The organism is Pseudarthrobacter sp. NPDC058119, assembly GCF_042884655.1.
Taxonomy (GTDB): Bacteria; Actinomycetota; Actinomycetes; order Actinomycetales; family Micrococcaceae; genus Arthrobacter.
The window spans coordinates 1-25467 of sequence record NZ_JBHVTN010000008.1 but is presented as its reverse complement, the minus strand read 5'-3'; the positions used below and the strand labels follow the sequence as shown (position 1 = coordinate 25467).

General features: G+C 66.1%; 27 protein-coding genes, 2 tRNA genes and 1 other RNA gene. 11 read left to right on the top strand and 19 right to left on the bottom strand.

The features are described 5' to 3' along the window. Window positions 1-106: 106 nt before the first annotated feature. Genes ACFVTD_RS16540 through ACFVTD_RS16530 form a run of 3 tightly spaced genes read right to left on the bottom strand, consistent with a single transcriptional unit; the run spans window position 107 to window position 3326 of the window. The gene (locus tag ACFVTD_RS16540; protein WP_387564972.1) at window positions 107-946 is read right to left on the bottom strand and encodes a sugar phosphate isomerase/epimerase family protein; all 840 of its coding nucleotides are present in this window, start codon (window positions 944-946) and stop codon (window positions 107-109) included. After that, window positions 943-2157: a dihydrodipicolinate synthase family protein gene (locus tag ACFVTD_RS16535; protein ID WP_387564970.1), complete on the bottom strand. Its 1215-nt coding sequence runs from the start codon at window positions 2155-2157 to the stop codon at window positions 943-945. The genes ACFVTD_RS16540 and ACFVTD_RS16535 overlap by 4 nt, the downstream gene beginning before the upstream one ends. Beyond that, a complete protein-coding gene (locus ACFVTD_RS16530) occupies window positions 2157-3326 on the bottom strand; it encodes a Gfo/Idh/MocA family protein (protein ID WP_387564969.1) in 1170 nt (389 codons plus the stop codon). The genes ACFVTD_RS16535 and ACFVTD_RS16530 overlap by 1 nt, the downstream gene beginning before the upstream one ends. A gap of 167 nt (window positions 3327-3493) precedes the next feature. Between ACFVTD_RS16530 and ACFVTD_RS16525 the strand changes: the two genes are divergently transcribed. Continuing rightward, window positions 3494-4579 carry a LacI family DNA-binding transcriptional regulator gene (locus ACFVTD_RS16525; RefSeq protein ID WP_387564967.1) on the top strand — a complete coding sequence of 362 codons (1086 nt, stop codon included), beginning with the start codon at window positions 3494-3496 and terminating at the stop codon, window positions 4577-4579. Beyond that, complete coding sequence (locus ACFVTD_RS16520; RefSeq protein ID WP_387564965.1) at window positions 4579-5337, top strand: alpha/beta hydrolase; 759 nt, start codon at window positions 4579-4581, stop codon at window positions 5335-5337. Before ACFVTD_RS16525 ends, ACFVTD_RS16520 begins: the two co-directional genes overlap by 1 nt. On the opposite strand, the gene ACFVTD_RS16515 is transcribed toward ACFVTD_RS16520, so the two are convergent. Beyond that, window positions 5334-6236 (bottom strand): aldose 1-epimerase family protein, encoded by a 903-nt coding sequence (locus tag ACFVTD_RS16515; RefSeq protein ID WP_387564963.1) that lies wholly within the window; start codon window positions 6234-6236, stop codon window positions 5334-5336. The two genes, ACFVTD_RS16520 and ACFVTD_RS16515, sit on opposite strands and share 4 nt — an antisense overlap. Before the next feature lie 79 nt (window positions 6237-6315). On the opposite strand from ACFVTD_RS16515, the gene ACFVTD_RS16510 reads away from it, so the two are divergent. Then, complete coding sequence (locus tag ACFVTD_RS16510; protein WP_387564961.1) at window positions 6316-7032, top strand: DNA alkylation repair protein; 717 nt, start codon at window positions 6316-6318, stop codon at window positions 7030-7032. Here the strand turns inward: ACFVTD_RS16510 and mptB are convergent. Then, window positions 7029-8585 carry a polyprenol phosphomannose-dependent alpha 1,6 mannosyltransferase MptB gene (gene mptB, locus ACFVTD_RS16505; RefSeq protein ID WP_387564959.1) on the bottom strand — a complete coding sequence of 519 codons (1557 nt, stop codon included), beginning with the start codon at window positions 8583-8585 and terminating at the stop codon, window positions 7029-7031. The genes ACFVTD_RS16510 and mptB overlap by 4 nt on opposite strands. A 154-nt stretch (window positions 8586-8739) precedes the next feature. Between mptB and orn the strand changes: the two genes are divergently transcribed. From orn to def, 3 genes are all read left to right on the top strand, one after another. Continuing rightward, window positions 8740-9369 carry an oligoribonuclease gene (orn, locus tag ACFVTD_RS16500; RefSeq protein WP_387564957.1) on the top strand — a complete coding sequence of 210 codons (630 nt, stop codon included), beginning with the start codon at window positions 8740-8742 and terminating at the stop codon, window positions 9367-9369. Between the two features lie 129 nt (window positions 9370-9498). Next, window positions 9499-9571, top strand: a tRNA-His gene (locus tag ACFVTD_RS16495). 129 nt (window positions 9572-9700) lie between these two features. Beyond that, a complete protein-coding gene (gene def, locus ACFVTD_RS16490) occupies window positions 9701-10273 on the top strand; it encodes a peptide deformylase (protein ID WP_387564955.1) in 573 nt (190 codons plus the stop codon). Between the two features lie 21 nt (window positions 10274-10294). On the opposite strand, the gene ACFVTD_RS16485 is transcribed toward def, so the two are convergent. The 5 genes from ACFVTD_RS16485 to rnpB all read right to left on the bottom strand — a co-directional run bounded on the left by ACFVTD_RS16485 (window position 10295) and on the right by rnpB (window position 14205). Continuing rightward, on the bottom strand, window positions 10295-11092 hold the full coding sequence (locus tag ACFVTD_RS16485) for an HNH endonuclease family protein (RefSeq protein ID WP_387564953.1): 798 nt from the start codon (window positions 11090-11092) through the stop codon (window positions 10295-10297). 127 nt (window positions 11093-11219) lie between these two features. Next, window positions 11220-11429: a hypothetical protein gene (locus ACFVTD_RS16480; RefSeq protein WP_387564951.1), complete on the bottom strand. Its 210-nt coding sequence runs from the start codon at window positions 11427-11429 to the stop codon at window positions 11220-11222. A 65-nt stretch (window positions 11430-11494) separates the two neighbouring features. Continuing rightward, complete coding sequence (locus ACFVTD_RS16475) at window positions 11495-12973, bottom strand: glyceraldehyde-3-phosphate dehydrogenase (protein ID WP_387564949.1); 1479 nt, start codon at window positions 12971-12973, stop codon at window positions 11495-11497. 267 nt (window positions 12974-13240) lie between these two features. Further along, window positions 13241-13774, bottom strand: a complete 534-nt coding sequence (locus ACFVTD_RS16470) for a TspO/MBR family protein (protein ID WP_387564947.1) — start codon at window positions 13772-13774, stop codon at window positions 13241-13243. A gap of 44 nt (window positions 13775-13818) precedes the next feature. After that, an RNA gene (gene rnpB, locus ACFVTD_RS16465) (RNase P RNA component class A) lies at window positions 13819-14205 on the bottom strand. Between the two features lie 57 nt (window positions 14206-14262). Between rnpB and ACFVTD_RS16460 the strand changes: the two genes are divergently transcribed. After that, on the top strand, window positions 14263-15027 hold the full coding sequence (locus ACFVTD_RS16460; RefSeq protein WP_387564945.1) for a YaaA family protein: 765 nt from the start codon (window positions 14263-14265) through the stop codon (window positions 15025-15027). Between the two features lie 27 nt (window positions 15028-15054). Here ACFVTD_RS16460 and ACFVTD_RS16455 read toward each other — a convergent pair whose 3' ends face one another. Both ACFVTD_RS16455 and ACFVTD_RS16450 read right to left on the bottom strand, forming a co-directional pair. After that, window positions 15055-15792: a zinc ribbon domain-containing protein gene (locus ACFVTD_RS16455; RefSeq protein ID WP_387564943.1), complete on the bottom strand. Its 738-nt coding sequence runs from the start codon at window positions 15790-15792 to the stop codon at window positions 15055-15057. Window positions 15793-15853: 61 nt separating this feature from the next. Then, window positions 15854-16777, bottom strand: a complete 924-nt coding sequence (locus ACFVTD_RS16450) for a Nif3-like dinuclear metal center hexameric protein (protein WP_387564941.1) — start codon at window positions 16775-16777, stop codon at window positions 15854-15856. A 99-nt stretch (window positions 16778-16876) separates the two neighbouring features. On the opposite strand from ACFVTD_RS16450, the gene msrA reads away from it, so the two are divergent. The 3 genes from msrA to epsC all read left to right on the top strand — a co-directional run bounded on the left by msrA (window position 16877) and on the right by epsC (window position 19026). Beyond that, the gene (gene msrA / locus ACFVTD_RS16445) at window positions 16877-17401 is read left to right on the top strand and encodes a peptide-methionine (S)-S-oxide reductase MsrA (protein ID WP_387564939.1); all 525 of its coding nucleotides are present in this window, start codon (window positions 16877-16879) and stop codon (window positions 17399-17401) included. Window positions 17402-17466: 65 nt separating this feature from the next. Next, window positions 17467-18402, top strand: coding sequence for a cysteine synthase A (gene cysK / locus ACFVTD_RS16440; RefSeq protein ID WP_387564937.1), 936 nt, complete (start codon window positions 17467-17469; stop codon window positions 18400-18402). A 39-nt stretch (window positions 18403-18441) separates the two neighbouring features. After that, window positions 18442-19026 (top strand): serine O-acetyltransferase EpsC, encoded by a 585-nt coding sequence (epsC, locus tag ACFVTD_RS16435; protein ID WP_387564935.1) that lies wholly within the window; start codon window positions 18442-18444, stop codon window positions 19024-19026. A 35-nt stretch (window positions 19027-19061) separates the two neighbouring features. On the opposite strand, the gene ACFVTD_RS16430 is transcribed toward epsC, so the two are convergent. Next, the gene (locus tag ACFVTD_RS16430; RefSeq protein ID WP_387564933.1) at window positions 19062-19895 is read right to left on the bottom strand and encodes an oxidoreductase; all 834 of its coding nucleotides are present in this window, start codon (window positions 19893-19895) and stop codon (window positions 19062-19064) included. A gap of 135 nt (window positions 19896-20030) precedes the next feature. Next, window positions 20031-21467, bottom strand: a complete 1437-nt coding sequence (gene gndA, locus ACFVTD_RS16425) for an NADP-dependent phosphogluconate dehydrogenase (RefSeq protein WP_387564931.1) — start codon at window positions 21465-21467, stop codon at window positions 20031-20033. Between the two features lie 198 nt (window positions 21468-21665). On the opposite strand from gndA, the gene ACFVTD_RS16420 reads away from it, so the two are divergent. Beyond that, the gene (locus ACFVTD_RS16420; protein ID WP_387564929.1) at window positions 21666-22391 is read left to right on the top strand and encodes a FadR/GntR family transcriptional regulator; all 726 of its coding nucleotides are present in this window, start codon (window positions 21666-21668) and stop codon (window positions 22389-22391) included. A gap of 153 nt (window positions 22392-22544) precedes the next feature. Here the strand turns inward: ACFVTD_RS16420 and ACFVTD_RS16415 are convergent, their stop codons facing one another. The 5 genes from ACFVTD_RS16415 to ACFVTD_RS16395 all read right to left on the bottom strand — a co-directional run bounded on the left by ACFVTD_RS16415 (window position 22545) and on the right by ACFVTD_RS16395 (window position 24947). After that, window positions 22545-22835, bottom strand: a complete 291-nt coding sequence (locus ACFVTD_RS16415; RefSeq protein ID WP_387564927.1) for a hypothetical protein — start codon at window positions 22833-22835, stop codon at window positions 22545-22547. Between the two features lie 101 nt (window positions 22836-22936). Beyond that, window positions 22937-23012, bottom strand: a tRNA-Val gene (locus tag ACFVTD_RS16410). Between the two features lie 97 nt (window positions 23013-23109). Then, on the bottom strand, window positions 23110-24030 hold the full coding sequence (locus tag ACFVTD_RS16405) for an NAD-dependent protein deacetylase (RefSeq protein ID WP_387564925.1): 921 nt from the start codon (window positions 24028-24030) through the stop codon (window positions 23110-23112). Between the two features lie 6 nt (window positions 24031-24036). Continuing rightward, window positions 24037-24531 carry a peroxiredoxin gene (locus tag ACFVTD_RS16400; protein WP_387564923.1) on the bottom strand — a complete coding sequence of 165 codons (495 nt, stop codon included), beginning with the start codon at window positions 24529-24531 and terminating at the stop codon, window positions 24037-24039. Continuing rightward, complete coding sequence (locus tag ACFVTD_RS16395) at window positions 24528-24947, bottom strand: DUF3052 domain-containing protein (protein WP_387564921.1); 420 nt, start codon at window positions 24945-24947, stop codon at window positions 24528-24530. The genes ACFVTD_RS16400 and ACFVTD_RS16395 overlap by 4 nt, the downstream gene beginning before the upstream one ends. Between the last annotated feature and the right edge of the window lie 520 nt (window positions 24948-25467).

Here is a 25467-nt window from a genome sequence, read left to right as displayed (position 1 = left end):
CGGCATCACCACGAAGGGCCCGGGCCGCTGCGCAGCGGTCCGGGCCCTTCCTCGTGGGACGCGGGCTCCTGCCGTGACTCAGCAGGAACCCGCGGTCTGCATCAGGTCAGGCATACGGCTGGACGAGGTCCGCGTAACGCTCCTTGACCGTGGCCAGGACGGTGTTGCCGTCCGTGTCCCAGATCTCCTGATTGAAAATCTCCACCTCGATGTCGCCGGTGTACCCGGCGCCGCGCACCCAGGCGCCGATCGTGGCGAAGTCCACCACGCCGTCGCCCATGTAGCCGCGGGAGAGCAGCGGATCGGCGGCGATGGGCATGTTGAAGTCGCACACCTGGTAGGAGGCAATGCGGTTTTCCCGCCCGGCGCGTTCGATCTGGGCCTTCAGTTCCGGGTCCCACCAGACATGGAAAGTGTCGACGGCGACCCCCACCGTGGCGGCGTCGAACGGCGCTGCCAGGTCCAGGGCCTGTCCCAGGGTGGAGATGAGGGCGCGGTCCGCGGCGTACATGGGGTGCAGGGGTTCCAGGACCAGGCGGACGCCATTCTCCTGCGCAAACGGGACCAGGTCGGCGAGCCGGTCGGCCACGCGCTGCCGGGCAGCCACCACGTCCTTTTCCCCCGGGGCCAGGCCCCCAACCACCAGGAACAGCTCCCTGGTGTCCAGGGCCACGGCCTCCAGGATGGCGGCACGATTGTCTGCGAGCGCGACGGCCTGCCCCTCGGCGTCGGCGGCTGTCAGGAACCCGCCGCGGCAAAGTGAGGAGACGCGCAGTCCGGCATCCTTGATCAGGCGGGCCGCCTTGTCCAGGCCGGCTTCCTCGACGCGGTCGCGCCAGGGTCCGATAGCGGGGATGCCCGCGTTGACGCAGCCCTCCACGACCTGGGCCAGCGTCCACTTCTTGGTGGTGGCGCTGTTGATGGAGAGCCGGGAGAAGTCGCTCATACTGCCACCCCGTTGATCCGCAGGTAGTCCGACATGCGGAAGGCAGCCAGCGCCGGGTCCCTCAGCAGGCCGGTCCGGTCAGCCAGTTCGAAGGTCCTGGAGAGGTGGCACACCGAGCGCCCCGAATGGAGTCCGCCCACCATCTGGAAACCCGGCTGCTTGCCGTTGAGCCAGGACAGGAAGGCGATGCCGGTCTTGTAGTAGAACGTGGGGGCGCTGAAGATGTGCTTGCCCAGTTCGCGCGTGGAGTCGAGGATTTCCCGGGCCTTGGCGCTGTTGCCGGCGTCGTAGTTCTGCAGGGCCGCCGACGCTGCCGGGTAGATCGCAGCGAAAATTCCCAGCAGGGCGTCCGAGTGGTGGGTGCCATCGCCGTCGATCAGTTCGGGGTAGTTGAAATCATCGCCGGTGTAGAGCCGGACGTCCGCCGGCAGTGCGGCACGGAGGGCAACCTCATGGTCGGCGTCCAGCAGCGAGACCTTGACCCCGTCCACCTTGTCTGCGTTGTCCCTGATCAGGCCCAGGAAGGTTTCGGTGGCGGCGGGAACATGGTCGGAGCCCCAGTAGCCGGCCAGTGCGGGATCGAACATGGTGCCGAGCCAGTGAAGGATCACCGGCTGGTCCACTTCCTGCAGCAGGGTTGCGTAGACGTGCAGATAGTCCTCCGGCCCGCGTGCCACCTTGGCCAGGGCCCTGGAGGCCATGATGATCACCTTGGGTCCGGCCTCACTAACGACGCCGATTTGCTCGCGGTAGGCCTCAAGGACAACCTTGAGTCCGGCTTCCCCCGGGGGAAGCGAATCCATGTCCAGCTGGTCGGTGCCGGCGCCGCAGGACACCAGGTCCCGCACGGACTTGCCGGCCGTGGCCGGATTGTTGGCGGCGACCACCGAGGCAGCTTCCACGCCGGTTCGCTTAATCAGCTGCTGGGTGGCGGCCCAGTCAAGGCCCATGCCCCGCTGGGCAGTGTCCATGGCATCGGCCACGCCGAGGCCATAGGACCAGAGCTCGTGGCGGTAACCCAGGGTGGCCTCCCAGTCGAGGCGTGCGGGGGCCCCGGGGGTATTGTCAGCGAGGACCTCGGGAATGACGTGGGCCGCGGCATATGCCCGCCGGGCTGTCAGTGGAGCGGTGGGACGGGCCCAGGTGGCACCGCCCTGCAGGCGGTACTCCCTGGTGCCGCCGTCGGAGGAGGGAAGGATGAGGGAAGTCATTAGACGGTGATCTCCGGGATGTCGATGGTGCGGCGTTCGTCGTTGGACTGCAGGCCGAGTTCGGCGAGCTGCACCCCGCGGGCTGCGGAGAGCAGGCCGAAACGGTGTTCGCGGCCGGCGACGACGTCGCGGAGGAACTCCTCCCACTGCAGCTTGAAGCCGTTGTCCAGCTCGGCATTGGCCGGAACCTCCTGCCACTGGTCGCGGAAGGACTCGGTGACGGGCAGGTCCGGGTTCCAGACGGGCTTGGGGGTGTGGGCCCGCTGCTGGGCGACGCACTTGTTCAGGCCTGCAACGGCGGAACCGTGGGTGCCGTCCACCTGGAATTCCACCAGCTCGTCGCGGTAGACGCGCACCGCCCAGGAGGAGTTGATCTGGCCGACGACCTCGTCGCCGCCCGGTGTCTCCAGTTCGAAGATGCCGTAGGACGCGTCATCCGCGGTGGCCTTGTATTCCTTGCCCGCCTCGTCCCAGCGGGCGGGGATGTGGGTGGCAGTCTTGGCACTGACGCTCTTGACCTTGCCGATGATTCCCTCCAGGACGTAGTTCCAGTGGCAGAACATGTCAGTGGTCATTCCGCCGCCGTCTTCCTTGCGGTAGTTCCAGGACGGGCGCTGGGCGGCCTGGACGTCGCCTTCGAAGACCCAGTAGCCGAACTCGCCGCGGATGGAAAGGATGCGGCCGAAGAATCCCTCATCCACCAGGCGTCGCAGCTTGACCAGTCCGGGCAGGTAGAGCTTGTCGTGGACAACACCGGCTGTCACCCCTGCCTCCTTCCCGATGCGGGCCAGCTCGATGGCTTCTTCCAGCGTTTCCGCGGTGGGCTTCTCGGTGAAGATGTGCTTGCCGGCCAGCATGGCCTTCTTGAGGGTGGCCGCGCGGAGGCTGGTCATTGAGGCGTCGAAGACAACGTCCACCGTGGGGTCGTTGATCACGGCGTCCAGGTCGGTGGTCCACTGGGACACCTTGTGCTTCTCCGCCAATTCGCGGATCTTCGCCTCATTGCGCCCCACCAGGATCGGTTCAACCTGGACGCGGGTGCCGTCCTCGAGGATGAATCCGCCGGCGTCGCGGATGGGCAGGATGGAGCGCAGCAGGTGCTGGCGGTAGCCCATCCGGCCGGTGATGCCGTTCATGGCGATGCGGATCGTCTTTGTTTCGAAGCCCATGTGTCCTCCACGGTGAGTGAGCAATGTACTCAAGCCAACTGGGAAAGCGCATTCCCACTGCTTCCATGATGCACTGCCCCCTTTCCGTTGGCAAGCGCTTTCCGGAAGTAGTTTGAACTGCCATAATGTGCTTAGCCTTCGAGCCCGTACCTAGACCAGGAGATGCTGTGGCTGCAAGTACCCTTACCGAGGTGGCCCGCCTTGCCGGCGTTTCCCCCGCCACGGCCTCCCGCGTGCTCAACGGTTCCGCCCGGAAGCCGGGCCAGGACATCGCCGAACGGGTCAGGCAGGCGGCGGAGTCGCTGGGTTACGTCCCCAACGCCCAGGCCCAGGGCCTGGCGAAGTCCAGTTCCGGCCTCATCGGCCTGATTGTCCACGACATCGCCGACCCCTACTTCGCGGCCGTGGCCCGTGGCGTGCAGGCAGCCGCGCGGGAGCAGCACCGGATGGTGCTGCTGGCCACCACCGGGGCCGGGCCTGCGGAAGAAAGGGAAGCAGTGGCAGCCTTCGCCGCCCGCCGGGCGGACTCGATTGTCATCGCAGGTTCCCGCTCTTGCCGGAATGAGGACAAGGACGGCAACGCCGAGCTGGCAGCCGAACTCGACCGGTACTGCCGCAACGGCGGCCAGGTGGCAGTGGTGGGCCACCCCGTGGTGGGCGCAACGGCTCCGGAGGGGTACCACGTGGTGAAAGTCCCCAACCGGGAACTCGCCGGCCGGCTCGCCGCCGAGCTTGCGCGCAGCTGGGACGGGGACTTCGTCATCGTCGGCGGCCCGGAAGGCCTCCTGACCTCCGATGACCGGGTCCGCGGCTTCCAGGAGGGACTGGAGCAGGCCGGACGCCGTCCGGCAGAAGTGCTCCGCAGCGCCTTCAACCGGTCCGGAGGATATGACGCGGGCCTCGAACTGGCGGCGCGGATCAAGGCAGCCCAGTCCGGCGACGGGAACGCCGCCGCAAAACCCTGCATCTTCGCCGTCAACGACGTCATGGCCATCGGCGCCGCAGCAGCCTTGCGGTCCGAAGGGCTCCGCATCCCCCGGGACGCCGCCATCGCCGGTTTCGACGACATTGAAACCCTCCGCGACTTCCGGCCCGCCCTGTCCACGGTCCGCCTGCCGCTGGAGGACATCGGCCGGCTCGCCACGCTTGCCACCGGACCAAGGTCCGCCGGTGACGCTGGGGCGGAAGTCGCTTCGCCCGGTGCCATCACAGGCGAGGTCACGCTGCGGCGCAGCACCGAAACTGCCCCCTGATGGAGCTGACGGCAGTTCCGGCCAGCCCGGAGGTAGCCGGCTCCCGGCCCGCCATCCTGGTCCTGCCCGGAGGAGGTTATGCCCGCCAGGCCGGTCACGAGGCGGAGCCCGTGGCGGAATGGCTGGCATCACTGGGCATCCATGCCTTCGTGCTCCGCTACAGGGTTGCCCCTGACCGGCACCCGGCTCCCTTGGAAGACGCCAAGGAAGCCATGCTCCACATCAGGCATGGACAGCATGGGCTGGCCGTCGACCCGGAGCGCATCGGCGTCCTGGGCTTTTCCGCGGGCGGCCACCTGGCGGCCACCCTGAGCACGGCAGCTGCCACCGGGAACCCGGACCTGGACGTGCGCGCCGCCGTCCCCGACCTGTCGGTGCTCTGCTATCCCGTTGCATCACTGACCCACGAAACCCACAAGGGATCGGTGGCGAACCTCCTCGGCGACGCGCCGCCGTCGGACCTTCTCAGGGCGCTCTCGCCGGAGCTGAACGTCACGCATCTGACACCACCGGCATTCCTCTGGCACACGGCCGACGATGATGCCGTCCCGGTGAGCAACAGCCTGAACTACGCCAGGGCGCTCTTTGCTGCCGGCGTTCCGGCGGAGCTGCATGTTTTCCCGGAGGGACGGCACGGACTGGGGCTTGCCGCGGGCCAGCCCGGACCCGGCCAATGGACCAGGCTGTGCGCCGCCTGGCTGCAGCGTGCAGGGTGGACGGACACGGCCGCCCCAGCCGCAGCGGAAGGGCGCAGCTAGTCCACTGCCCGAATGGTCCAGCTTGCCGAATGGGCCTGGCCCGGCTGCAGATGCACCAGGTCCGTCCCCGAATGGAGGGCATCCGGCGGGCAGGTCATGGGTTCAACGGCCAGGCCCAGCCGGTCCGGGCGGACGGGCTTGTCGCCGGTGTGCACTTGGACCCAGGGCCACTCGGTTCCCCACTCGAGTTCAACGCCCGCACCGGACGGGTCCAGCACCCGTACCCGGGCCAGGCCCTCCGCGTCCCGGACGATGTCCGTGAACGCATGGTCGATCTGCACCGGCCCCAGCCGCCGCGACGAACGGAAGTCGAAGGCGCCCCCGTCCACCTGCCGCAGGTCCACGGGCAGCAGCCGCTCGGGGGTCACCTCCAGGTAGGCGCCAGCCGGAAGCTCCAGCGACCAGTCATCCAGCGGGGACGGTCCGGCCACCAGGTAGGGATGGGGGCATACCCCGTACGGCGCGGCCGTGGTGCCGGCGTTGACCGCCCGCACTTCGCCGCGGAGCCCGTCGTCGGAGAGGGAGTAGGTAACGGCCAGTTCAAGGTCCGCGGGGTAATCGGGGCCGGCCGGGATACGGCACCCCAGGACCGTCCGGTCCGCTGCTGTTTCCAGCACTTCCCAGGGCCTGTGGATGGCCAGGCCGTGCAAAGCCGCGCCACGCTCCGGTTCGTTGACGGCGGCGGCATAAGCTGTGCCCGCGTAGGAGTAGCTGCCGTCCGCCAGCCGGTTGGGCCAGGGTGCGCAGATGACGCCCCGATAGTCGGGCACTGGACCGTCCGGGCCGAATCCCACCACCAGGTCCCGGTCCCCGTGGCGCAGTTCACGGAGCGCCCCGCCCCGGAGGGTGACGACGGCGGAGTAGGGTCCGTGGGCGAGGTGGACTTCAGTTCCGGGCATGGTTCCCTCTCCATCGTGGCGTGTTAGCGCTCACCAGCCTACCGCACCGCCAACCATCCCCACCGGTTAAAGTTGCCCCATGGACACCGCCCCCGACCAGGACCTTATCGACTTCGTCAGGGACGCGCTCCGGGCAATGGCCGATCCCGTACGGGCCGCCGGAGCCCAGGCCTACATGAAGTCCCTGATCCCCTCCCTCGGCGTCCGGGTGCCCGAGGTGCGGCGGATAACGGCGGACGCTGCGCGGGCGCATCCCCCGGCATCCGCGGAGCAGCTCCGCGCCACGGTACTCGACCTGTGGCGCACCGCCGCGTTCCGCGAGGAAAAGTACGCGGCCATCGACCTGACAGCACAGCGGATGGTGGCCGCCGACCTGGACATGCTTCCGGTGTACGAGGAGATTATCCGGACAGGTGCGTGGTGGGACTTTGCCGATGGCGTGTCCGGCCGGATCTGCGCCCTGCTGCAGGCGCACCCCGAGGAAATGGCCGCACTGCTGCGGCAATGGGGCCGGGACCCGGACCTGTGGATCCGGAGGGCCGCCATCACGTCGCAGCTACGCGCCGGGACAGCCACGGACACACAGCTGCTCGCCGCCGTCATTGAGCCGAACCTTGCGGATCCGGAGTTCTTTATCCGGAAAGCCATCGGCTGGGCATTGCGCGAGTACGCCAAGAGGGCGCCCGGCTGGGTTGAGGCGTTCGCTGCCAAGCACCGGGATGCCCTGAGCCCGTTGTCACGCCGGGAGGCCCTGCGCAGGATCAGCCCGGCGGCACCGAACGGCAGCGGACGCTAGATCACGGGACGTTCAACGACGGGCTCGTGCGACTTGCGGAACAGCCTGCGGGTGCCGGGGTCCCAGAAGATCAGGTACAGGGCGAAGAGCAGGGCGGTCAGCGCCGCGGCAATGCGGGCCAAGGCGAGGGCGAAGCCGAGGTCCTGGGTCTGGAGGTACGGGAAGACATCCAACTGGTCCGAAATGGCGTAGATCATGAAGAAGGAGACCACGAAGTACAGGGCCTTGACCTGCCAGTCGTTCCTGATGCCGGTCACGGCGAAGAGCGGGATGAGCCAGACGACGTACCAGGCCTGGATGATGGGTGCCAGCAGGACGATGGCGGCCAGGGCAAGGGTGAGCCGGCGCATCAGGCGGTCATAGTCGCCCCGGAGGATCTGCCAGGCGGCGATGCCCACGGCCAGCAGCTTCCCGGCGTCGAACACCCAGCCTGCGGGCACGGATCCATCAAAACCGAAAGCGCCGGCAAGTGACCCCACCACCATGCCAATCAGGCCCACCGGGGCGTACCAGATGGAGATGCTGCCCGGCGCGGATAGCCCGGTGATCCAGCCGAAACCGAACCCGTTGACCATGCTCAGTGCTGTCAGCAGCGCCAGGCTCAGGCCCGCAGTCAGCCCCCAAAACACCACTTTCCGCAGCCAGCCCGCATTCTTTCCTGCCCAGAGGAGTCCAATGAATGGCAGGAAGACAATGGTGATGGGCTTCACCGCGATGGACAGGGTCACCAGGACGATGCCGCGGACCTCGCGCCGGGTCGCGGAGTAGTAGAGGCCCGCCAGGGCCAGCCCGATCATCAGTGAGTCGTTGTGGACACTGGCGATGAAGTTGGTCAGGAAGAGTGGGTTGGCCGCCGTGAGCCAGAGGGCCCGGTGCGGGTTCACGCCGTGCAGTTCAGCAAGCCGGGGGACGTAGATGACGCAGAGCAGCACGCCCGCCAAGGCCACCAGGCGGAAGAGCATGACGCACGCCTCCGGCTGGACATTGGTCACCCAGACCACGAACTGCTCGATCCACAGGAACAGCTGGCCGTAGGGAACCGGGGCCTCGGTCCACATCTTGTCCGCACCCAGCTGGAAGTAGTTGGACAGGGCGGAGATGCCGTTTTCGTACGGGTTGAAGCCCTCCACCATCAGCCGCCCCTGGCCAATGTAGGCATACACGTCCCGGCTGAACAGCGGCACGCTGAACATCATGGGAAGTCCCCACGCCACCACCGCGGCCAGGGTTGCCCGCCGGGCCTGTTCACCCCACACGCGGACTTTCTGTCCGAGCCGCAGCCACGCACGCACCAGGAGCATGCCTCCCACGGCCACCAGGACAATGGACAGGGCCACTCCCGGGGCTTCGGTCCGCATCCAGATGAACACGGGCATGCGGCGCAGCTCCGAGACAGGAGCCAGCCAGCCCACGCCAATCGAGCCGATCATCATGGACATGGAGCCCAGGAAACCGGCAATCAGGGGTGAGCGTGGATTGTCCACCGCGGCACTGCCCGCTCCGGCAATGCCGTCCGCCGCCATCTCCCCCGTTGCGGGCACAGGCGCCGTCATCTCAGGATCGTCCAATCTTCATGCGTTTTCCGCGGTTCACCCGGCAGCCGCGCGGGCCTGCCGGAACAGGATTCAGGGCGGAAGGTCGACCCGCCGCGTACCCGAAATCCTAGCATCGGCAGGGTGTCCGGGAGTGTAACGGTAGGCTGGTCCGGTGCCTATATCTAACGAACGAATCGTCTGGATCGACTGCGAAATGACCGGCCTGGACATCAAGAACGACGCCCTCATCGAGGTGGCAGCACTGGTCACCGACTCGGAGCTCAACATCCTTGGCGACGGTGTCGACGTCGTCATCAAACCCGACGATGCCGCCGTGGCCCAGATGTCCGACTTCGTCCGGGACATGCACACCAGGTCCGGACTGCTGACAGAACTGCCGCATGGCAAGACGATGGCAGAAGCTGAGGCCGCGGTCATGGAGTACATCTCCGCCTGGGTCCCGGACCCGCGCAAAGCACCCCTGGGCGGGAACTCGGTGGGAACCGACCGCGTGTTCCTGTCCCGCGACATGCCCGCCGTGGTGGAGCACCTCCACTACCGGGTCATCGACGTCAGCACCATCAAGGAGCTGTCGCGCCGCTGGTACGCCCGGGCCTACTTCCAGTCACCGGCGAAAAAGGGCGGCCACCGCGCACTGGGCGACATCAAGGATTCCATCGACGAGCTCCGGTACTACCGGGAAGCCGTGTTCGTCCCTGCCCCCGGACCCGACAGCGCCACCGCCCAGAAGATTGCCAAGGAAATCGCCAACGCCGACGCCGGAAGCAACTCCGGAGAGTAATCTGCGCCACGTTTGGTGAAATTTTCCCTCAAATCGCAGAAAGTGGACAAAGCACCCCTTTCGAGCAGGTAAGCTATTTGAGTTGCGTTTCCAGGGAGCCGCTCCGGTGGAATTCCCTTGAGGCACATGGTGGGCGTAGCTCAGTTGGCAGAGCGCCTGGTTGTGGTCCAGGAGGTCGCGGGTTCAACCCCCGTCGCTCACCCTCACGGGGCGGCACATTCAGCCGCCAACAAGGAGGCCGCACCGGATATCCGGTGCGGCCTCCTTTTTCGTGCCCCACCGGGTACGTGCATTGCAGCCGGGGACACCGCGAAGCCGAAGGACTACTGATATGACTGTTCTGCCGATCACCATCTGGGGCGAGCCTGTGCTGCACCGCCGCGCCGCCGAGGTGGAGGTTTTCGACGACGAACTGCGCACCCTTATTGCCGACATGTTCGAAACCAACGACGCTGCCAACGGAGTGGGCCTCGCCGCCCCGCAGGTCGGCGTTGGCAAGCGGATCTTCGTCTACAAGTACGCGAATGACGACGGCGCTCCCCCGACCGGCGTCCTGGTGAATCCCGTCCTGACCCTGTCCAAAGTCTCCGGTGCTGCTCCCGATCCCGACGAGGAGGAAGAGGGCTGCCTTTCGTTCCCGGGTGAACAGTATCCGCTCAAACGGGCAGAATGGGCCCGGGTGGAAGGCTTCGACGGGTTCGGGGAACCTGTCCGGTTCGAGGCAACGGGCTGGTTTGCCAGGGTCATCCAGCATGAATATGACCACCTCGACGGCAAGCTCTATGTCAACCGGCTGATGGACCGCTATTCGCGCAAAGCCATGAAGCAGGCGAAGAAGAACGGCTGGGGCGTGCCGGGGCTGACCTGGATGCCCGGGGTGGACCCTGACCCCTTTGGCCACTGATCCTGTCCGGGAGGCGTCCGGTCAGCCTGCGGTGATGGTCTGCTGCTGGGGGCAGGCGGCAAGGACGCGCTGCATGGCGTCTTTCTCTGCCGCAGTCACCCACAACCCGTAGGCGGCCTTTACCGAGATCTGCCGGGCAACGTAATGGCAGCGGATGGCCGTGTTTTTCGGCAGCCAGGTAGCGGCGTCACCCGCGCCCTTTTGCTGGTTGGCGGCGCCGTCGGCTGCGACGAGGTTCAGGGGATCGTTGGCCAGGCTCTGGCGTTCTTTGGCTGCCAGGCGCTGGGCCCCCTTTTGCCAGGCGTCACCCAGTGCCACCACATGGTCGATCTGGACGGCGCGGCTGCTCTCGGCTCCGCGCTGGAAATCTACGTCCTGGCCCGTATAGGGTTCCCGGAAATGTCCGGCCGTCACTTTGCAGGAGGACCCCTCCGAGAACACCACGCCGGCCAGGTCCCTCCGAAGGATGTCGTTGCGGGTGTCGCAGCCGTTCCGGTCGACATCAAGCCAGGCCTGGCCGAAGGCCTCACGGCTGTAGCCGGTGTTGGGCGCCCTGCCTTTGACGGCCAGGCCGTCAAGGGCAGCGAGGGCGCTGCCGGGGGGAACCGGGTTGGGCTCCTTCACCGGCTTCATCCAGGCAGGGTCGAAGACCGGCGCCTCAGTGGGCCCGTCAGCCGCGGGTCCGGCTGCTGCAAACTGGCCGGTGGTGAAGAACCAGGCCAGGGCCACGAGGATGGCTGCTGCGGCGGTGGCGAGAAGCGCCCAGGCCTGCCGGGAACGGCGGCGTGCGCGGCGGTAGGCAGACCAGCTGATACTCACGGGGCTGACGCCGGGAAGGGAAAGTCGGGCACCCCAAGAGCCTAGGACAAAGGGTGCACCCGGCCGCTGATATCCACACTGTTGAGGACGAGTGATGGGTCACAGCACCCGTGGGCCTCCCCCGGGGTTACTGTTCCCTGGTGACGCGTCGAAGGTCTTCTTCCGCCACGGCCAGCAGGCTCTCGAGCTGGCGCACCCGTTCATCTGTGACGTCACCGGTTTTATGGGCGTCCCTGGCGCGTTCCAGCAGGCGCACGGCTTCCTTATGGTTCGCCTTGGCAACGTCCAGTGCGTGCTCGAGGGTGGTTTCGTGCTGAAGTGTCGATTCGTTGTCCATGCCAACAGTGTGGTCCGCTTTCCCGGCTGATTCCAGTGAACCAGCCGGGAAAGCCCTGACTGTTACTAGACTGCGATGGCCGCCAGGGCGGCGGCGCTTTCCTTGGCCGGGAAGGACGGCGGGTTCACGCCTGCCATCTCTTCCATGACGCGGACCACCTGGCAGCTGTAGCCGAACTCGTTGTCGTACCAGACGTAGAGGACCAGGTTCTTGTCGGTGGACACCGTGGCCAGGCCGTCCACGATGCCGGCACGGCGGGAGCCCACGAAGTCGGTGGAGACAACCTCGGGCGAATCGATGTAGTCGATCTGCTTGCGCAGGTCCGAATGCAGCGACATTTCGCGCAGGTAGTTGTTGACCTCGTCCTTGGTGGTGCCGTTTTCGAGGGTGAGGTTCAGGATGGCCAGCGAAACGTCCGGGGTGGGGACGCGGATGGAGCTGCCGGTGAGCTTGCCCAGGAGTTCGGGCAGGGCCTTGGCCACGGCCTTGGCGGCACCGGTTTCGGTGATCACCATGTTCAGCGCTGCCGAACGGCCGCGGCGGTCGCCCTTGTGGAAGTTGTCGATCAGATTCTGGTCGTTGGTGAAGGAGTGGACGGTTTCCACGTGGCCGTGCACCACGCCGAACTTGTCGTTGATGGCCTTCAGGACCGGGGTGATGGCGTTGGTGGTGCAGGACGCCGCGGAGACGATCTTGTCCGAGTCCGTGATGTCGCGGTGGTTGATGCCGTGGACGATGTTCTTCAGTTCGCCCTTGCCCGGCGCGGTCAGCAGGACCCGGGCCACGCCCTTGCTCTGCAGGTGCTGGGACAGGCCCTCGGCGTCACGCCAGCGGCCGGTGTTGTCCACCACCAGGGCGTTGTTGATCCCGTAGGCGGTGTAGTCGATCGTGGCGGGGTCGTTCGAGTAGATGACCTGGATCTGGACGCCGTTGGCCGTGATGGTGTTGGCGGCCTCATCAACACGGATGGTGCCCTCGAACGAGCCGTGGACGGAGTCGCGGCGCAGCAGGCTGGCGCGCTTGGAGAGGTCGTTGTCGGACCCGCGGCGCACGACGATGGCGCGCAGGCGCAGGCCGCGGCCACCGCCGGCCTTTTCGATCAGGAGGCGTGCCAGGAGGCGGCCGATCCGGCCAAAGCCGTAGAGTACGACGTCGGTGCTGGTGCGGTCGTCGCCGCCCCGCTTGCCCACGATCTCGGCGAGTTCTGCGCGGAGGAACTCCTCAAGGGTGGCGCCGTTGCCCTCCTCCTTGAACTTCTGGTTCAGCCGGGCGATGTCGATCGCAGCGGCGCCGAGTTCGAGTCCGGCCAGCGTGTTCAGCAGGGGGGCCGTGTCCTCCAGGAGCAGTTCGTCCTTGCTCATCCGGCGCGCAAACCGGTGCGCCTTGAGGATGTTCATGGTGGACTTGTTGATCAGGCTCCGGCCGTGGATGCTGGTCACCACGTTGTTTTCGCGGTACAGCCTGCCGATGACCGGGATCATGGCCTCGGCGAGGGCCTCCCGGCCCATCCACGTATCAAGACAAGAATCAGACGTCTGGCTCACAGAAATACCTTCCTCGGTTCAGCCGTGTACGTCTTCGTACACGGATGTAGGCCACCTGATGATGTCCAGGGGCACCGGCACCTGCAGGGGATGGTCCCCAGGCACCTGGATCGCGTGCAAAGAAAAACCGCCGGTTGCGGACGCAACTTTCGGCGGTAGAACTCCTGCGTCCGGGATCCATTCTAATTTGGCGCGGTCCGCGGAACACGCTCGGGCTGCGTGAAATCACTCACATGGGGCGGCCCGGAAGGATGCAGTAGCGGGCAATCAGTTGTGGATGGCGGCGTACAGGTTCAGGCTTGCGCAATAGACCAGCCAGGAGAAATACGGCAGAACCAGGCAGCCGGCGGCGGCGTCCACCGGGCCGAACCGCAGGATCAGGAACGCGAGGGTGGCGGTCAGGGCGCAGATGACGGCGAAGGCCGCCCACAGTGCCACGGCCCCGAGCATTGGGTACAAGGCGAAGAAGGTCACGGGCCAGGCGGCGTTGAGCAGCAACTGGACCACGTACCCGGAGCGGGTGCCGCCGGCCAGGCGGCCTCTCCGCCAAACCAGCCAGGCCGCGGTGGCCACACCCGCATACAGCAGCATCCATGTGCTGCGGAACATCCACGACGGCGGCATCCACGGCGCCTTCGCGGAGCCTGCGTACCAGCCGCCGGAATTGAGGATGATCGGGACCGAGGAGAGCAGCCAGGCCAGCGCCGAAAGGGCCAGGAAACCGGCGAGCGCCAACCCCTGTGAACGGATGCCGGGAATGCCCGCTGCGGGTGCGGGACGGGTTTCAGGAATTACGGGCACGGTTCAGGATCCCCGACGCATTGCCCGTGGTCAAACGCGGTTTAAGGATGGGACAGCCGATACGCCGGGTTCTGTTCTCCCTGCCGTTACCGGCAAGGGAGCGACGGCCATCCATCTACGAGTACCGTTGCCGGCACCCTCCAGCGGCCTACCCGGACACTCGGGCGGGCAGCCCTCGAACGTGTCCTGTCTGGCCTTGCTCCGGGTGGGGTTTACCTAGCCTTCCCGGTCACCCGGGAAGCTGGTGGTCTCTTACACCACCGTTTCACCCTTACCTGCCCTTCCCAGCCGGAGCTGGAAATGCAGGCGGTCTGTTTTCTGTGGCACTGGCCTGCGGGTTACCCCGAGTGGGCGTTACCCACCACCCTGCCCTGCGGAGCCCGGACGTTCCTCGAGCCACTCGCGTGGCGCGCGGCCGTCTGGCTGTCCCATCCGGCTCCCAGTGTACCGGCGCCGCCGGCCGCTTTTGTCGCCGGTAGGATCGGACGGTGCTGATTCTGCTTCCCCCTTCCGAAGGAAAGACGCCCGCCCTCCGCGGTCCCGCCGTCGACTGGTCCGCCCTGGGCTTCCCGGAACTCAACCCGTACCGCGCCAAGGTCCTCGAGGCGCTTGGCACTGTCAGCGCACACCAGGATGCCCTCGCCCTGCTGGGCGTGGGGGCATCGCTGCGGGACGACGTCGAGCGGAATACACGCCTGCACGCCGAGCCGGCGGCCCCTGCCCACAGCATCTATTCGGGTGTCCTGTATGACGCCCTCGGCTACCGCACCCTGACGCCGGTGCAGCGCCGCAAGGCCGATGAGTCCGTCCTGGTGATCTCGGCGTTGTGGGGAGCCCTCCGCTTTGGCGACAGCGTCCCCGCCTACCGGTTGTCCATGGGCACGTCCTTGCCCGACGTCGGGCGGCTGGCTCCGTTCTGGAAGGAACAGCTTGGGGATACCCTGGGCGCCGCAGCCCAGGGGCACCTGCTGGTGGACTGCCGGTCCAGCACCTATGCGGCGGCGTGGGCTCCGCCGGCGGAGCAGACCGTCACGGTCAACGTCTTCACCGAAAGCGGCGGAGTCCGGAAAGTGGTGAGCCACTTCGCCAAGCACACCCGCGGCGAACTGGCCCGGCACCTGCTGGTGCGCCGTGGAAAGGCCCCCGCGGCGGCGTCGGACCTTCTGAAGGCAGCGCGCGAACGGTGGGAGGCGGAGCTGGTGCCCGGCACCGCCCGCAAACCGCACGCCTTGAACATCATCCTGCCGGGCTGACAGCCCTGCCGGTTGCCTGCCGGCCGCCTAGGACCATTCGTCAGAGCGGACCAGGATGGCGCCCGAGTCCGGGCAGAACACAATGTCGTCCGCAGCGGCTGCCTTGATCTCGGCGAGGTCGCCCGGGCTGAGCTTCATTCCCGAGGCTTCCGAGGTGCCGTGGAAGAGCCGCGCGGCACCCACCCCGCGCTTCGCGAGCGTCTTTTCGTAAACTGCCAGCAGGCCCGCGTCCAGGCCCTGGGCGAATTCGCCGCGCTGGGCACGAAGCCCTGCCGCTTCCGTTTCGACCTCCGCGAGGGCCGCATCGAGCTCGGCCCTGATGGTTCCAAAGGACCCCTGGATGTCATCGACGATCTGCTGCTGGGCCGCCTGCCGTTCCCGCAGCGAGTCCAGCCGCTCCATGACCTCCAGTTCGACGTCTTCAAGGTCGGAGCGCCGCTTGTTCAGGGACGCAATGTCCTTTTGCAGTGCTACCAGGTCCTTGGACAGGCCGGTGCCGCTGTTGAGCCGTGCTTCGTCACGCTGGATCCGGGAGGCGACCTGTTCAACGTCGGCTTCGGCCCGTTTCAGCGCAGCCTCGGCGTCGTGCACAGCCACCTTGGCCGCGCCCAGTTCACCGTTGGCGACGGACAGGGCGGCCTCGAGGTCCTTGATGCGGGGATCGTTTTCGAGCGTGCGGCGGCGGTTGGTGAGGCCCTTCAACCTGGCGTCCAGGCCCTGCAGTTCGAGCAACTTCAACTGTTCCGCCGGTGCTGCCTTGGCCACGTTTACCTCCGCTAGATCCCTTCCGGCCTGGACCGGGCACCGAACCGGCGCTTCCTAGACTCTAGCCGGGAGTGAGGATGAAGTCCCACGGATCGCTGTTGGTGGTACTGACCAGGATCTCCACGTCATGGCCCTGGTCGGCCAGGACGTTGCCCAGGGCCGCGGCTGCGGCAGGCAGCCACAGCCATTCGCTGGCAAAGTGCGACACGTCCACCAGGTATGGCCGTCCGTTGTCGGCAGCCTCCCGCGCTTCTGACGCCGGGTGGTGGCGGAGGTCGGCGGTGACGTAGACGTCGGCGCTGCTCGCGCGGACCTCGTTGAACAGCGAATCCCCCGCTCCGCCGCAGACCGCGATGCGCCGCACCAGCCCGTCCTTGTCGCCGGAAACACGCACGCCGCCGGCCACCGAGGGGAGGATTCCGAAAACCCGGGCCGCGAAGTCACCCAGGCTCATGGCATCCGCGAGGTCCCCCACCCGCCCGATACCCTCCTCGGGCAGACCGTTGGCCGCCACGGTCAGGGGAACGACGTCCTGGAGCCCCAAGGCATCGGCCAGGACGTCGGAGACACCACCGACGGCGGAGTCCCCGTTGGTGTGCACGGTCAGCAGTGCCGTTCCCGTTTCAATGAGCCGGTGGACCGCCCTGCCCTTTGCCGACGTGGCCGCCACGGATGTGACGCCCTTCAGCAGGAGGGGGTGGTGAGTGATGAGCAGTTCCGCTCCCCACTCGACCGCTTCCTCGATGACCTCGAGGGTGGGATCGACCGCGAACATCACCTTCGTAACCGGTGCCGAGGGACGGCCTGCCACGAGTCCCACCTCGTCCCAGTTCTCCGCCAGGGATTCCGGCCACAGTTCCTCAACCGCAAGGAGCAGTTCGGCCAGTGTGGGGGCGTCCGCGGAACCGGCCGCAGCCGGCGTGTCGGAAGGAGCGTCGCCGTCGTGATCTGCCTGGCCGGTAACGTCGGTGTCCACAGGTTCCATAGTCTTAGTTTTACCCCATTGGCTTCGCGCCGCCGCAGTTTGCGGCACTGGGCCCGGGCGCCGGGGAATCTTCCGGCGCCGTCAACCATTGAAGAGGTCATGAAAACTTTTGTTCTGGGCGGAGGGTGCTTCTGGTGCCTTGACGCCGTCTACCAGCGGACCAAGGGCGTCACCTCCGTGGTGTCCGGCTACACCGGCGGCCACGATCCGCAGCCGGACTACTACTCGGTGTGCAGTGGAACCACCGGCCATGCCGAAGTCGTGGCGGTGACCTTCGATGAGGACATCATCCCCGCGGAAGTGGTCCTGGACATGTTCTTCGCCTTGCACGATCCCACCACGCTGAACCGCCAGGGATACGACGTCGGCACCCAGTACCGCTCCTCGATGTTCTACGAGACCACAGAAGAGAAGATCCTCTTCGAGGAAGCGATCGACCGCAACCAGGCGCTATGGCCGCATCCCATAGTCACCGAGGTCACCTGGCTGCCGCGGTTTTATGTGGCGGAAGAATTCCACCAGAATTATTACGCGAAGCACCCGGAGCAGGGCTACTGCCAGGTGATCATCAACCCCAAGCTGGCCAAGGCCCGGAAATATTACTCTGCATGGCTTAACGCTTAGCCCACCGTTACGCGGCCTCGTTAGGCTGACCTCAGTATCCTCCCCTTAGAGATAGGCGTATGTACATGGCACGGATCTATGACGATGTAACGCAGCTGGTCGGCGGGACCCCGCTGGTTCGGTTGAACCGGCTCAGCGAAGGGCTCGACGCCACCGTTGCCGTGAAGCTGGAGTTCTACAACCCGGCCAACAGCGTCAAGGACCGCATCGGCGTTGCCATCATCGACGCCGCGGAAAAGTCCGGTGCCCTGAAGCCCGGCGGCACCATCGTCGAAGGCACGTCCGGCAACACGGGCATCGCCCTGGCCATGGTGGGTGCTGCCCGCGGGTACAAAGTCATCCTCACCATGCCGGAGACCATGTCCACGGAGCGCCGGGTCATGCTGCGCGCATTCGGAGCCGAGATTGTGCTGACCCCCGGTTCGGAGGGCATGCGCGGCGCCGTGGAAAAGGCCCAGGAAATCGTGGCCAACACCGAGAACTCCATCTGGGCGCAGCAGTTCGCCAACGAGGCCAACCCGGAGGTGCACCGCAAGACCACCGCAGAAGAGGTCTGGGCCGACACGGACGGCGCGGTGGACATCTTCGTGGCGGGCATCGGCACCGGGGGAACCATCACCGGCGTTGGACAGGTCCTGAAGGAGCGCAAGCCCGGCGTCCAGATCGTGGCCGTGGAACCCAAAGACTCCCCCATCCTGAACGGCGGCGCCCCCGGCCCGCACAAGATCCAGGGCCTGGGCGCCAACTTCATTCCCGAACTGCTCGACACCAACGTCTACGACGAGGTCATCGACGCAACCCTGGAGGACTCTGTCCGGGTCGCCCGCGACTTGGGCATCAAGGAAGGCATCCTCGGCGGCATCTCCTCCGGCGCGATTGTCTGGGCCGCCCTGGAGCTGGCCAAGCGGCCGGAAAACGCGGGCAAGCTCATTGTTGCCGTAGTGTGCGACTTCGGTGAGCGTTACATCTCCACCGTGCTCTATGACGACATCCGCGGCTGATCAGTCCGCTGTCCGCCCGTTTCCTGTAGAAAGAACTTTGTGGGCTTTTTCGCAAGACTGAAGGAAGACCTCGACGCCGCCCGGTCCCACGACCCGGCGGCTCGAGGTTCTTTTGAGAACTTTTTCGCCTATTCCGGCCTCCACGCCATCTGGATCCACCGGCTGACGCACCGCATGTGGCAGAACCCGGAGCTGCGCTTCCCGGCCCGGCTCCTGTCACAGCTGGGCCGGTCCTGGACCGGCATCGAGATCCACCCGGGCGCGACGATCGGCCGCCGGTTCTTCATCGACCACGGCATGGGCGTGGTGATCGGTGAAACCGCAGAGATCGGCGAAGACGTGATGATCTATCACGGTGTAACGCTGGGCGGGCGTTCCCTGGCCCGGATCAAGCGGCATCCCACCATCGGCGACCGCGTCACCATTGGCGCTGGCGCCAAGATCCTGGGGCCTATCACCATTGGGCGGGACAGCGCCGTGGGCGCCAACGCCGTGGTGGTCAAGGATGCGCCGCCGGAGTCGATCATCACCGGAGTTCCCGCCAAATGGCGGCACCGCGATGCACAGCGGGAAACCAAGCCCGCGGTGGACCCGGCCGAATACGATATCGAGTACCGGATCTAGCGGACGCAGTCCGGGCGTGGCCCTGGCTTCGTCCGCTAGCCGGGAAAACGCCGGTAAATAGTCCACAGAACGGCATCGAAGGCACGGTCAGGCAGCAGCCGGCGCAGCAGCAGGATGGCCCGCGCGCCCCTGCCCACCGGATACCGGGTCCTGGGCCGCGGCGAGCTGGCAGCGTGGACGATCGCCTCCGCAATGACTTCCGGATGCGAGGACATTGCCGAACCGTCCGTGGAGGCCAGCGCGGCTGCCACCACCTTGGCCTGTGCCGCATATGGCCCCGAACCCGAACTGGCCAACAGGCCCCCGGCGGAGATGGCGCCCCATTCAGACTGGGTGCCGCCCGGTTCGATGATGGAGACGTCGATGCCGTGGGGCTTGAGCTCCACCCGGAGCGAATCGCTAAGACCCTCCACGGCGAACTTCGTGGCGTGGTACCAGGCGCCCAGCGGCTCGTACATCTTTCCGCCGATCGAAGAGATATTGATGATCCGGCCCCTGCCGGCGGCACGCATGGCCGGCAGCACGAGCTGCGTCATCCGGGCCAGCCCGAAAAGGTTGACCTCGAACTGCCGCCGGCCCTCGGCAAGCGCCACTTCCTCCAGCGAGCCATGGGACCCGTAACCGGCGTTGTTGACCAGTACGTCGATCCTGCCGTGGGCTGCAAGGATCTCCCCCACCGCCGCACCCATTGAGGCCTCATCGGTCACATCCAGCGGCAGTATCCGGACGCCGTCCGCCCTGAGCGGCTCCATTTTCTCCACCCGGCGGGCGCCGGCGTAAACCGTAAAGCCGTGGGCCGCGAGCTTCCTTGCGGCCTCAAAGCCGATTCCCGTGGACGCACCGGTGACAAAGACGACGGGCTGGTTCATGGGCGGGACTCCTCGGGGTCGGTGCTACGGGACGGACAGGCAGTGCGGACGCCGGACGGTCGGGCCGGAAACACCAGCGGCCGGCGCCCCCAGAGTATCGGGTAGCGCCGGCCGCCGGGCCGGAAACGGTGCAGACTAGTGCGTGTCCACCGCTTCAACCTCGGACTTGTCCTCGCCCCAGAGGGTGTGGAAGGTCCCTTCGGTGTCGACGCGGCCGTACGTGTGGGCGCCAAACAGGTCGCGCTGGCCCTGGATCAGGGCGGCGGCCACGCGCTTGCGGCGCAGTCCGTCGTAGTAGGCCAGCGAGGACGAGAACACCGGTACCGGGATACCGAGCTGCACGGCGGTGGCCACAACGCGGCGCCAGGCGGGCAGGGCGTCTGCGATGGCCTTGGTGAACGCCGGGGCGAAGAGCAGGTTGGCCGGCTTTTCGTCGGCGGCGTAGGCCTTGGTGATGTCCTTGAGGAGCTCGGCACGGATGATGCAGCCTGCGCGCCACAAGGAGGCAATCTCGTCAAGCTTCAGGTCCCAGCCGTATTCCTTGGCTGCGGAGGTGAGCATGTCCAGCCCCTGGGCGTAGGAGACCAGCTTGGAGGCGTAGAGCGCCTGGCGGACGTCCTCGACGAACGTCTCGGGGATTTCCACCGTGGCCTCGTTGCCGGCCAGCAGTTCCTGGCCCAGCTTGCGCTGTGCGGCCTGGGAGGAGAGTGCGCGCGCAAAAACGGACTCGGCGATGCCCGACACCGGTGAGCCCAGTTCCAGGGCAGAGATGACCGTCCAGCGGCCTGTGCCCTTCTGGCCGGCGGCGTCAACGACGACATCGACGAACGGCTTGCCGGTCTTGGCGTCAACGTGGCCCAGGACCTCGGCGGAGATCTCGATCAGGAACGACGAAAGATCACCCTTGTTCCATTCGGTGAAGATCTTTGCCTGCTCGGCCGGCTCGATGCCTGCACCGGAACGGAGCAGGTCGAAGGCCTCGCCGATGACCTGCATGTCGGCGTATTCGATGCCGTTGTGGACCATCTTGACGAAGTGGCCCGCGCCGTCGGTGCCGATCCAGGCGCAGCAGGGCTCGCCGTCGACCTTTGCGGAGATCTTTTCCAGCAGCGGGCCGAGGGCCTTGTAGGACTCCTTGGAACCGCCGGGCATTATGGAGGGGCCGTTCAGCGCGCCTTCCTCGCCGCCGGACACGCCGACGCCCACGAAGTGCAGGTCCTTCTTGGCCAGGGCCGCTTCACGGCGGCGGGTGTCCTCATAGTGGGAGTTGCCGGCGTCGATGATGATGTCGCCCGGCTCCAGCAGCGGCTCCAGCTGTTCGATGACGGAGTCCACGGGCTTGCCGGCCTTGACCATGATGAGCACCCGGCGCGGCTTCTCCAGGGAGTCCACCAGTTCCTGCAGGGTTTCGGTCCGGACGAAGTCACCTTCCGAGCCGTGCTTTTCCAGCAGCGCGTCCGTCTTCTCCACGGACCTGTTGTGCAGCGCAACCGTGAATCCGTTGCGGGCCAGGTTGCGTGCGAGGTTGGCGCCCATGACGGCGAGGCCGGTGACACCGATGTGTGCAGACATCAATAACTCCAATTCATTGTTCGCCTCGGCTGCCGGCTTCCGCAGGCGGAAGTCACCGGGGCAGATCAGGGGGTCGGAATAAAGCATATATATTCTTGGAGTGGCGCGAAAGTAGCGGCCGCAAAGTGGGACCGATTGTGTCGGTGCCACTCTGCGCATGCTGCCGGCCACATGGTTGCCAACAACTAGGCTTACAGCATGACCAGCAGCCTCCACCACCGTGCCATCGAGAACCTGGGCACCCGGATCGTCTCGGGGGAACTCCCCGCAGGCCATGTCATGCTCGCGGAACAGCTGGAGGATGAACTGAAAGTGTCCCGGTCCGTGATCCGGGAAGCGGTGCGGGTCCTTCAGTCCCTGGGCCTGGTGGAGACCACCAAGAGGGTGGGGATCCGGGTGATGCCTGCCAGCCGCTGGAATCCCTTCGATCCGCAGGTCATCCGGTGGCGCCTGGCCAGCGATGCCCGCGGCGCCCAGCTGCGCTCACTGGCCGAGCTGCGCGCGGCCGTGGAGCCTGCCGCTGCCGAGCTGGCAGCGCAGAATGCTCCGGCGGCCCTGCGGATGGAACTCGTGGATGTTGCCCGCGCCATGCGCGAAGCCGGCAACAACGGCGAGGTGGTGCGGTTCCTGGAGCTGGACATCCGCTTCCATTCACTGCTGCTCTCAGGCTCCGGAAACGAGATGTTCGCCAACCTCATGGGCCAGGTGGCAGAAACCCTGACCGGCCGCACGGTCCACGGCCTGATGCCCGACCACCCGCACCAGGCTGCCCTGCAATGGCATGAGGATGTAGCGGAAGCGATCGCCCGGGGTGACGCCGCATCCGCACGTGATGCGTCAGACCGGATCATGCGGCGCACCATGTCCCAGATGGCCGATACCTGGACCGAACAGCCACGGGTCTTCATCCCCGTCCGGCAGTAAACACGGGCCACAGCCACGGTCCCTGAAATATGACGACGCGTGACTTTTTGTTTCCGGAAGTTCACGGTATATTCATCGCAGGCCCTCCACCGCGGCATCCCCCAATAGTCGCGGTGGAGGGTTTTCCAATGCCCGGGGACTGAGCCCGGATTCCTAGGCTGCTCCCGCCACCGGCTCCCTCAGCCGCCAGCCACCGCCCAGCCCATCCCGCTGGAGATACATGGTGGTCAGCGCCGACCTGTCATTGTGCCCCAGCCTCACCTGAACCTGAAGGACTTCGACGTCCACACCGCCGGCGCCCTTCGGCATCCGCCGGGTGGTTTCCCACCAGTTGATGCGCTCGAACCACCTCACCGGCTCGGCGCCCACCACCCATTCCCTACCCTGGCCCAGGACCGCAGTGGGCTTCCCCTCGCTGTCCGTATGCACTATGACGTGTTCCATTCCTGCAAGCTATGGCAAGGCACCGACAATCACGCCCGGCTGGAGGGAACAGCAAAAAACCCCGCTGCCTCCGCCATCAGGCGGGGCAACGGGGTTTTCCTTGGTGGGTCCTACCGGGATCGAACCGATGACATCCACGGTGTAAACGTGGCGCTCTACCAGCTGAGCTAAAGACCCGAATTGCGGTGTTTCCGGCCGTTCCGCCGCAACCAACGAACATAGACTCTACCCGACCGGGGACCGGAAACGCGAATCCATGGAAGAAATGGACGGGCTACAGGGGCGGGAGTTCAGCGGCGAGGTAATCCAGCGCCTGGCTGACGCCGGCTTCAAGCTTGATGGTTGCCTTGTCATCGCCGCGGGTGGCACCGCGGTTGACGATGACCACGGGCTTGGATTCCTTGGCGGCGTGCCTGACGAAACGCAGGCCGCTCATGACTGTCAACGATGAGCCTGCCACCAGCAAGGCTGCGGCCTGGTCCACCATTGCGTAGGAGCGTTCCACCCGGTCCTTGGGCACGTTTTCCCCAAAGTAGACGAAGTCCGGCTTCAACGTGCCCCCGCAGGCCGGACAAACTGCCACCACAAAGCTGCTGATCAGGGCCTGGTCCTCCACGGTGGCGTCCGCGTCCGGCGCCATTTCCACCAGGCCGCCGGCCGCTGCCCGTGCCAGGAAGCCCGGGTTGAGTTCCTCGAAAACACCAGCCAGCAGGCGCCGGGAGTACGTGCGCCCGCAGTCCAGGCAGACCACCTGGTCATATCTGCCGTGCAGGTCAACAACGTTGGAACTGCCGGCGTCCTGATGCAGCCGGTCAACGTTCTGGGTGATCAGGCCGGTGAGGTAGCCGCGCCGTTCCAGTTCCGCGGCGGAGTAGTGCCCCTGGTTGGGGTCCGCGTGCCGCATGTGGGACCAGCCGATATGGTTCCTGGCCCAGTACCGTTGCCGGTTGGCTGCGTCCCGGACGAACTCCTGGTAGGTCATGGGCGAACGAGGCGGCGACTCCGGGCCGCGGTAATCCGGTATGCCGGAATCGGTGCTCAGTCCGGCCCCCGTCAGCAGGGCGAAGGGGGCGCCGGCGAGGAGGTCGCGGATGCGGGCCAGGACGTCGAGGTCATTTCCCGACGGCGGGGCCGGGGCCACCGGCGGCATGCTGGCGAACCCGGTAAGGCCCGTCCCCCGCCGCTGCCCGGCCATAGCTTCCTAGTCCCGCTTCAGGTCTGCGAGGGCGGAGCGGTATTCCCTGAAGTCCCGGGCTTGGCCGCGGGGGTTCACCACGCTGTAACGGATCCTGCCGTCGCCGTCGATGATGAACGTGGCCCTTTTTGCCATGCCGCTGCCGGCGTCGAACACACCATAGGCGCTGGCCACGGCCCCGTGCGGCCAAAAATCGGCCAGGAGGTCGAACTTGTAGCCCTCCTGCTCCGCGTAGGCGCGGAGGCTGAACTTGCTGTCCACGGACACTCCCAGGACAACAGTGTTCGAATCCTCGAACATGCCGAGGTTGTCCCGTATTTCGCACAGCTCACCGGTGCAGATACCGGAGAAGGCAAAGGGGTAGAAGACCAGAGCAACGTTCTGCCCCCGGAAGGAGGACAGCGTTACGGGCTCGCCGAATTGGTTGGCCAGCTCGAAGTCCGGAGCCTCGGCGCCCAGCGCTGGTACGGCTGCGGGGGCGGCCTGGACCGCTGCCGTCACTTGTTCTTCCTGCTGACCAGGCGGACAGCGCTCCAGTCCTTTGAGACTCCGGCGGAGGTGGTAACGTGCAGGCCCGCCGTGGGAGCAGCTTCCTGGATTTCCGCGGGCGAAACGTAGCCGTCCCGGCCGGACTTGGGAGTGAGGACCCAGACAACGCCGTTGTCACTCAAAGTGGTGAGGGAATCCATCAGGCTGTCCACCAGGTCCCCGTCGCCGTCACGCCACCAAAGGATGACGGCGTCCGCCACCTCGTGGTCGTCCTCGTCGAGCATTTCGGAACCGGTGAGGTCCTCAATATCGTCACGCAAGTCGAAATCGACGTCGTCGTCGTAACCGAACTCCTGAATCAGATCCCCGTTTTTGAAACCCAATTTTTCCGCCACATTTACCGAAGTGGCGGCGTCGGCCTCGCTCACGTGTTCCTCCAATACCTCATATATGCGGTGCGCATAGTGATTTCCATTACTCCCAAGCCAACACCCTTTGTGCCTGCGCTTCAAGCTGCCGCCCCCTGGACTGCGCATATTCTGCGTCACATCGGGCCACGGCATCCCTGGCACAGGGGCTTTTCGTCACACAACCAGTATGACGAACGAAATACAACTGCAGCACCGGGCCGCGGCTACGCATCGTGTTCCCGTCAAGGCTAGAGTGGCTGGTGACAACTATGCCTGCGGGACGACTACCTTGTGACTCCGTGCAGACATAGGAGCGCTAGGAAGCTGCCCGGCACACATGACCGGGCTGTTGTAACCGATACGTCGCACACGGCGTATGTACGCCGGGCAGTCATCCTGCCTGGCCTGAGTGCGCCGATTCATGCGCGCAAAGAGAGGTTGGACGTGGCTGCAGGAGAAGATACCTCCCATATCCTCAGCGGGTTGACTAACCAGCTGCCTGATCGTGATCCGGAAGAGACTGCCGAGTGGGTTGAGT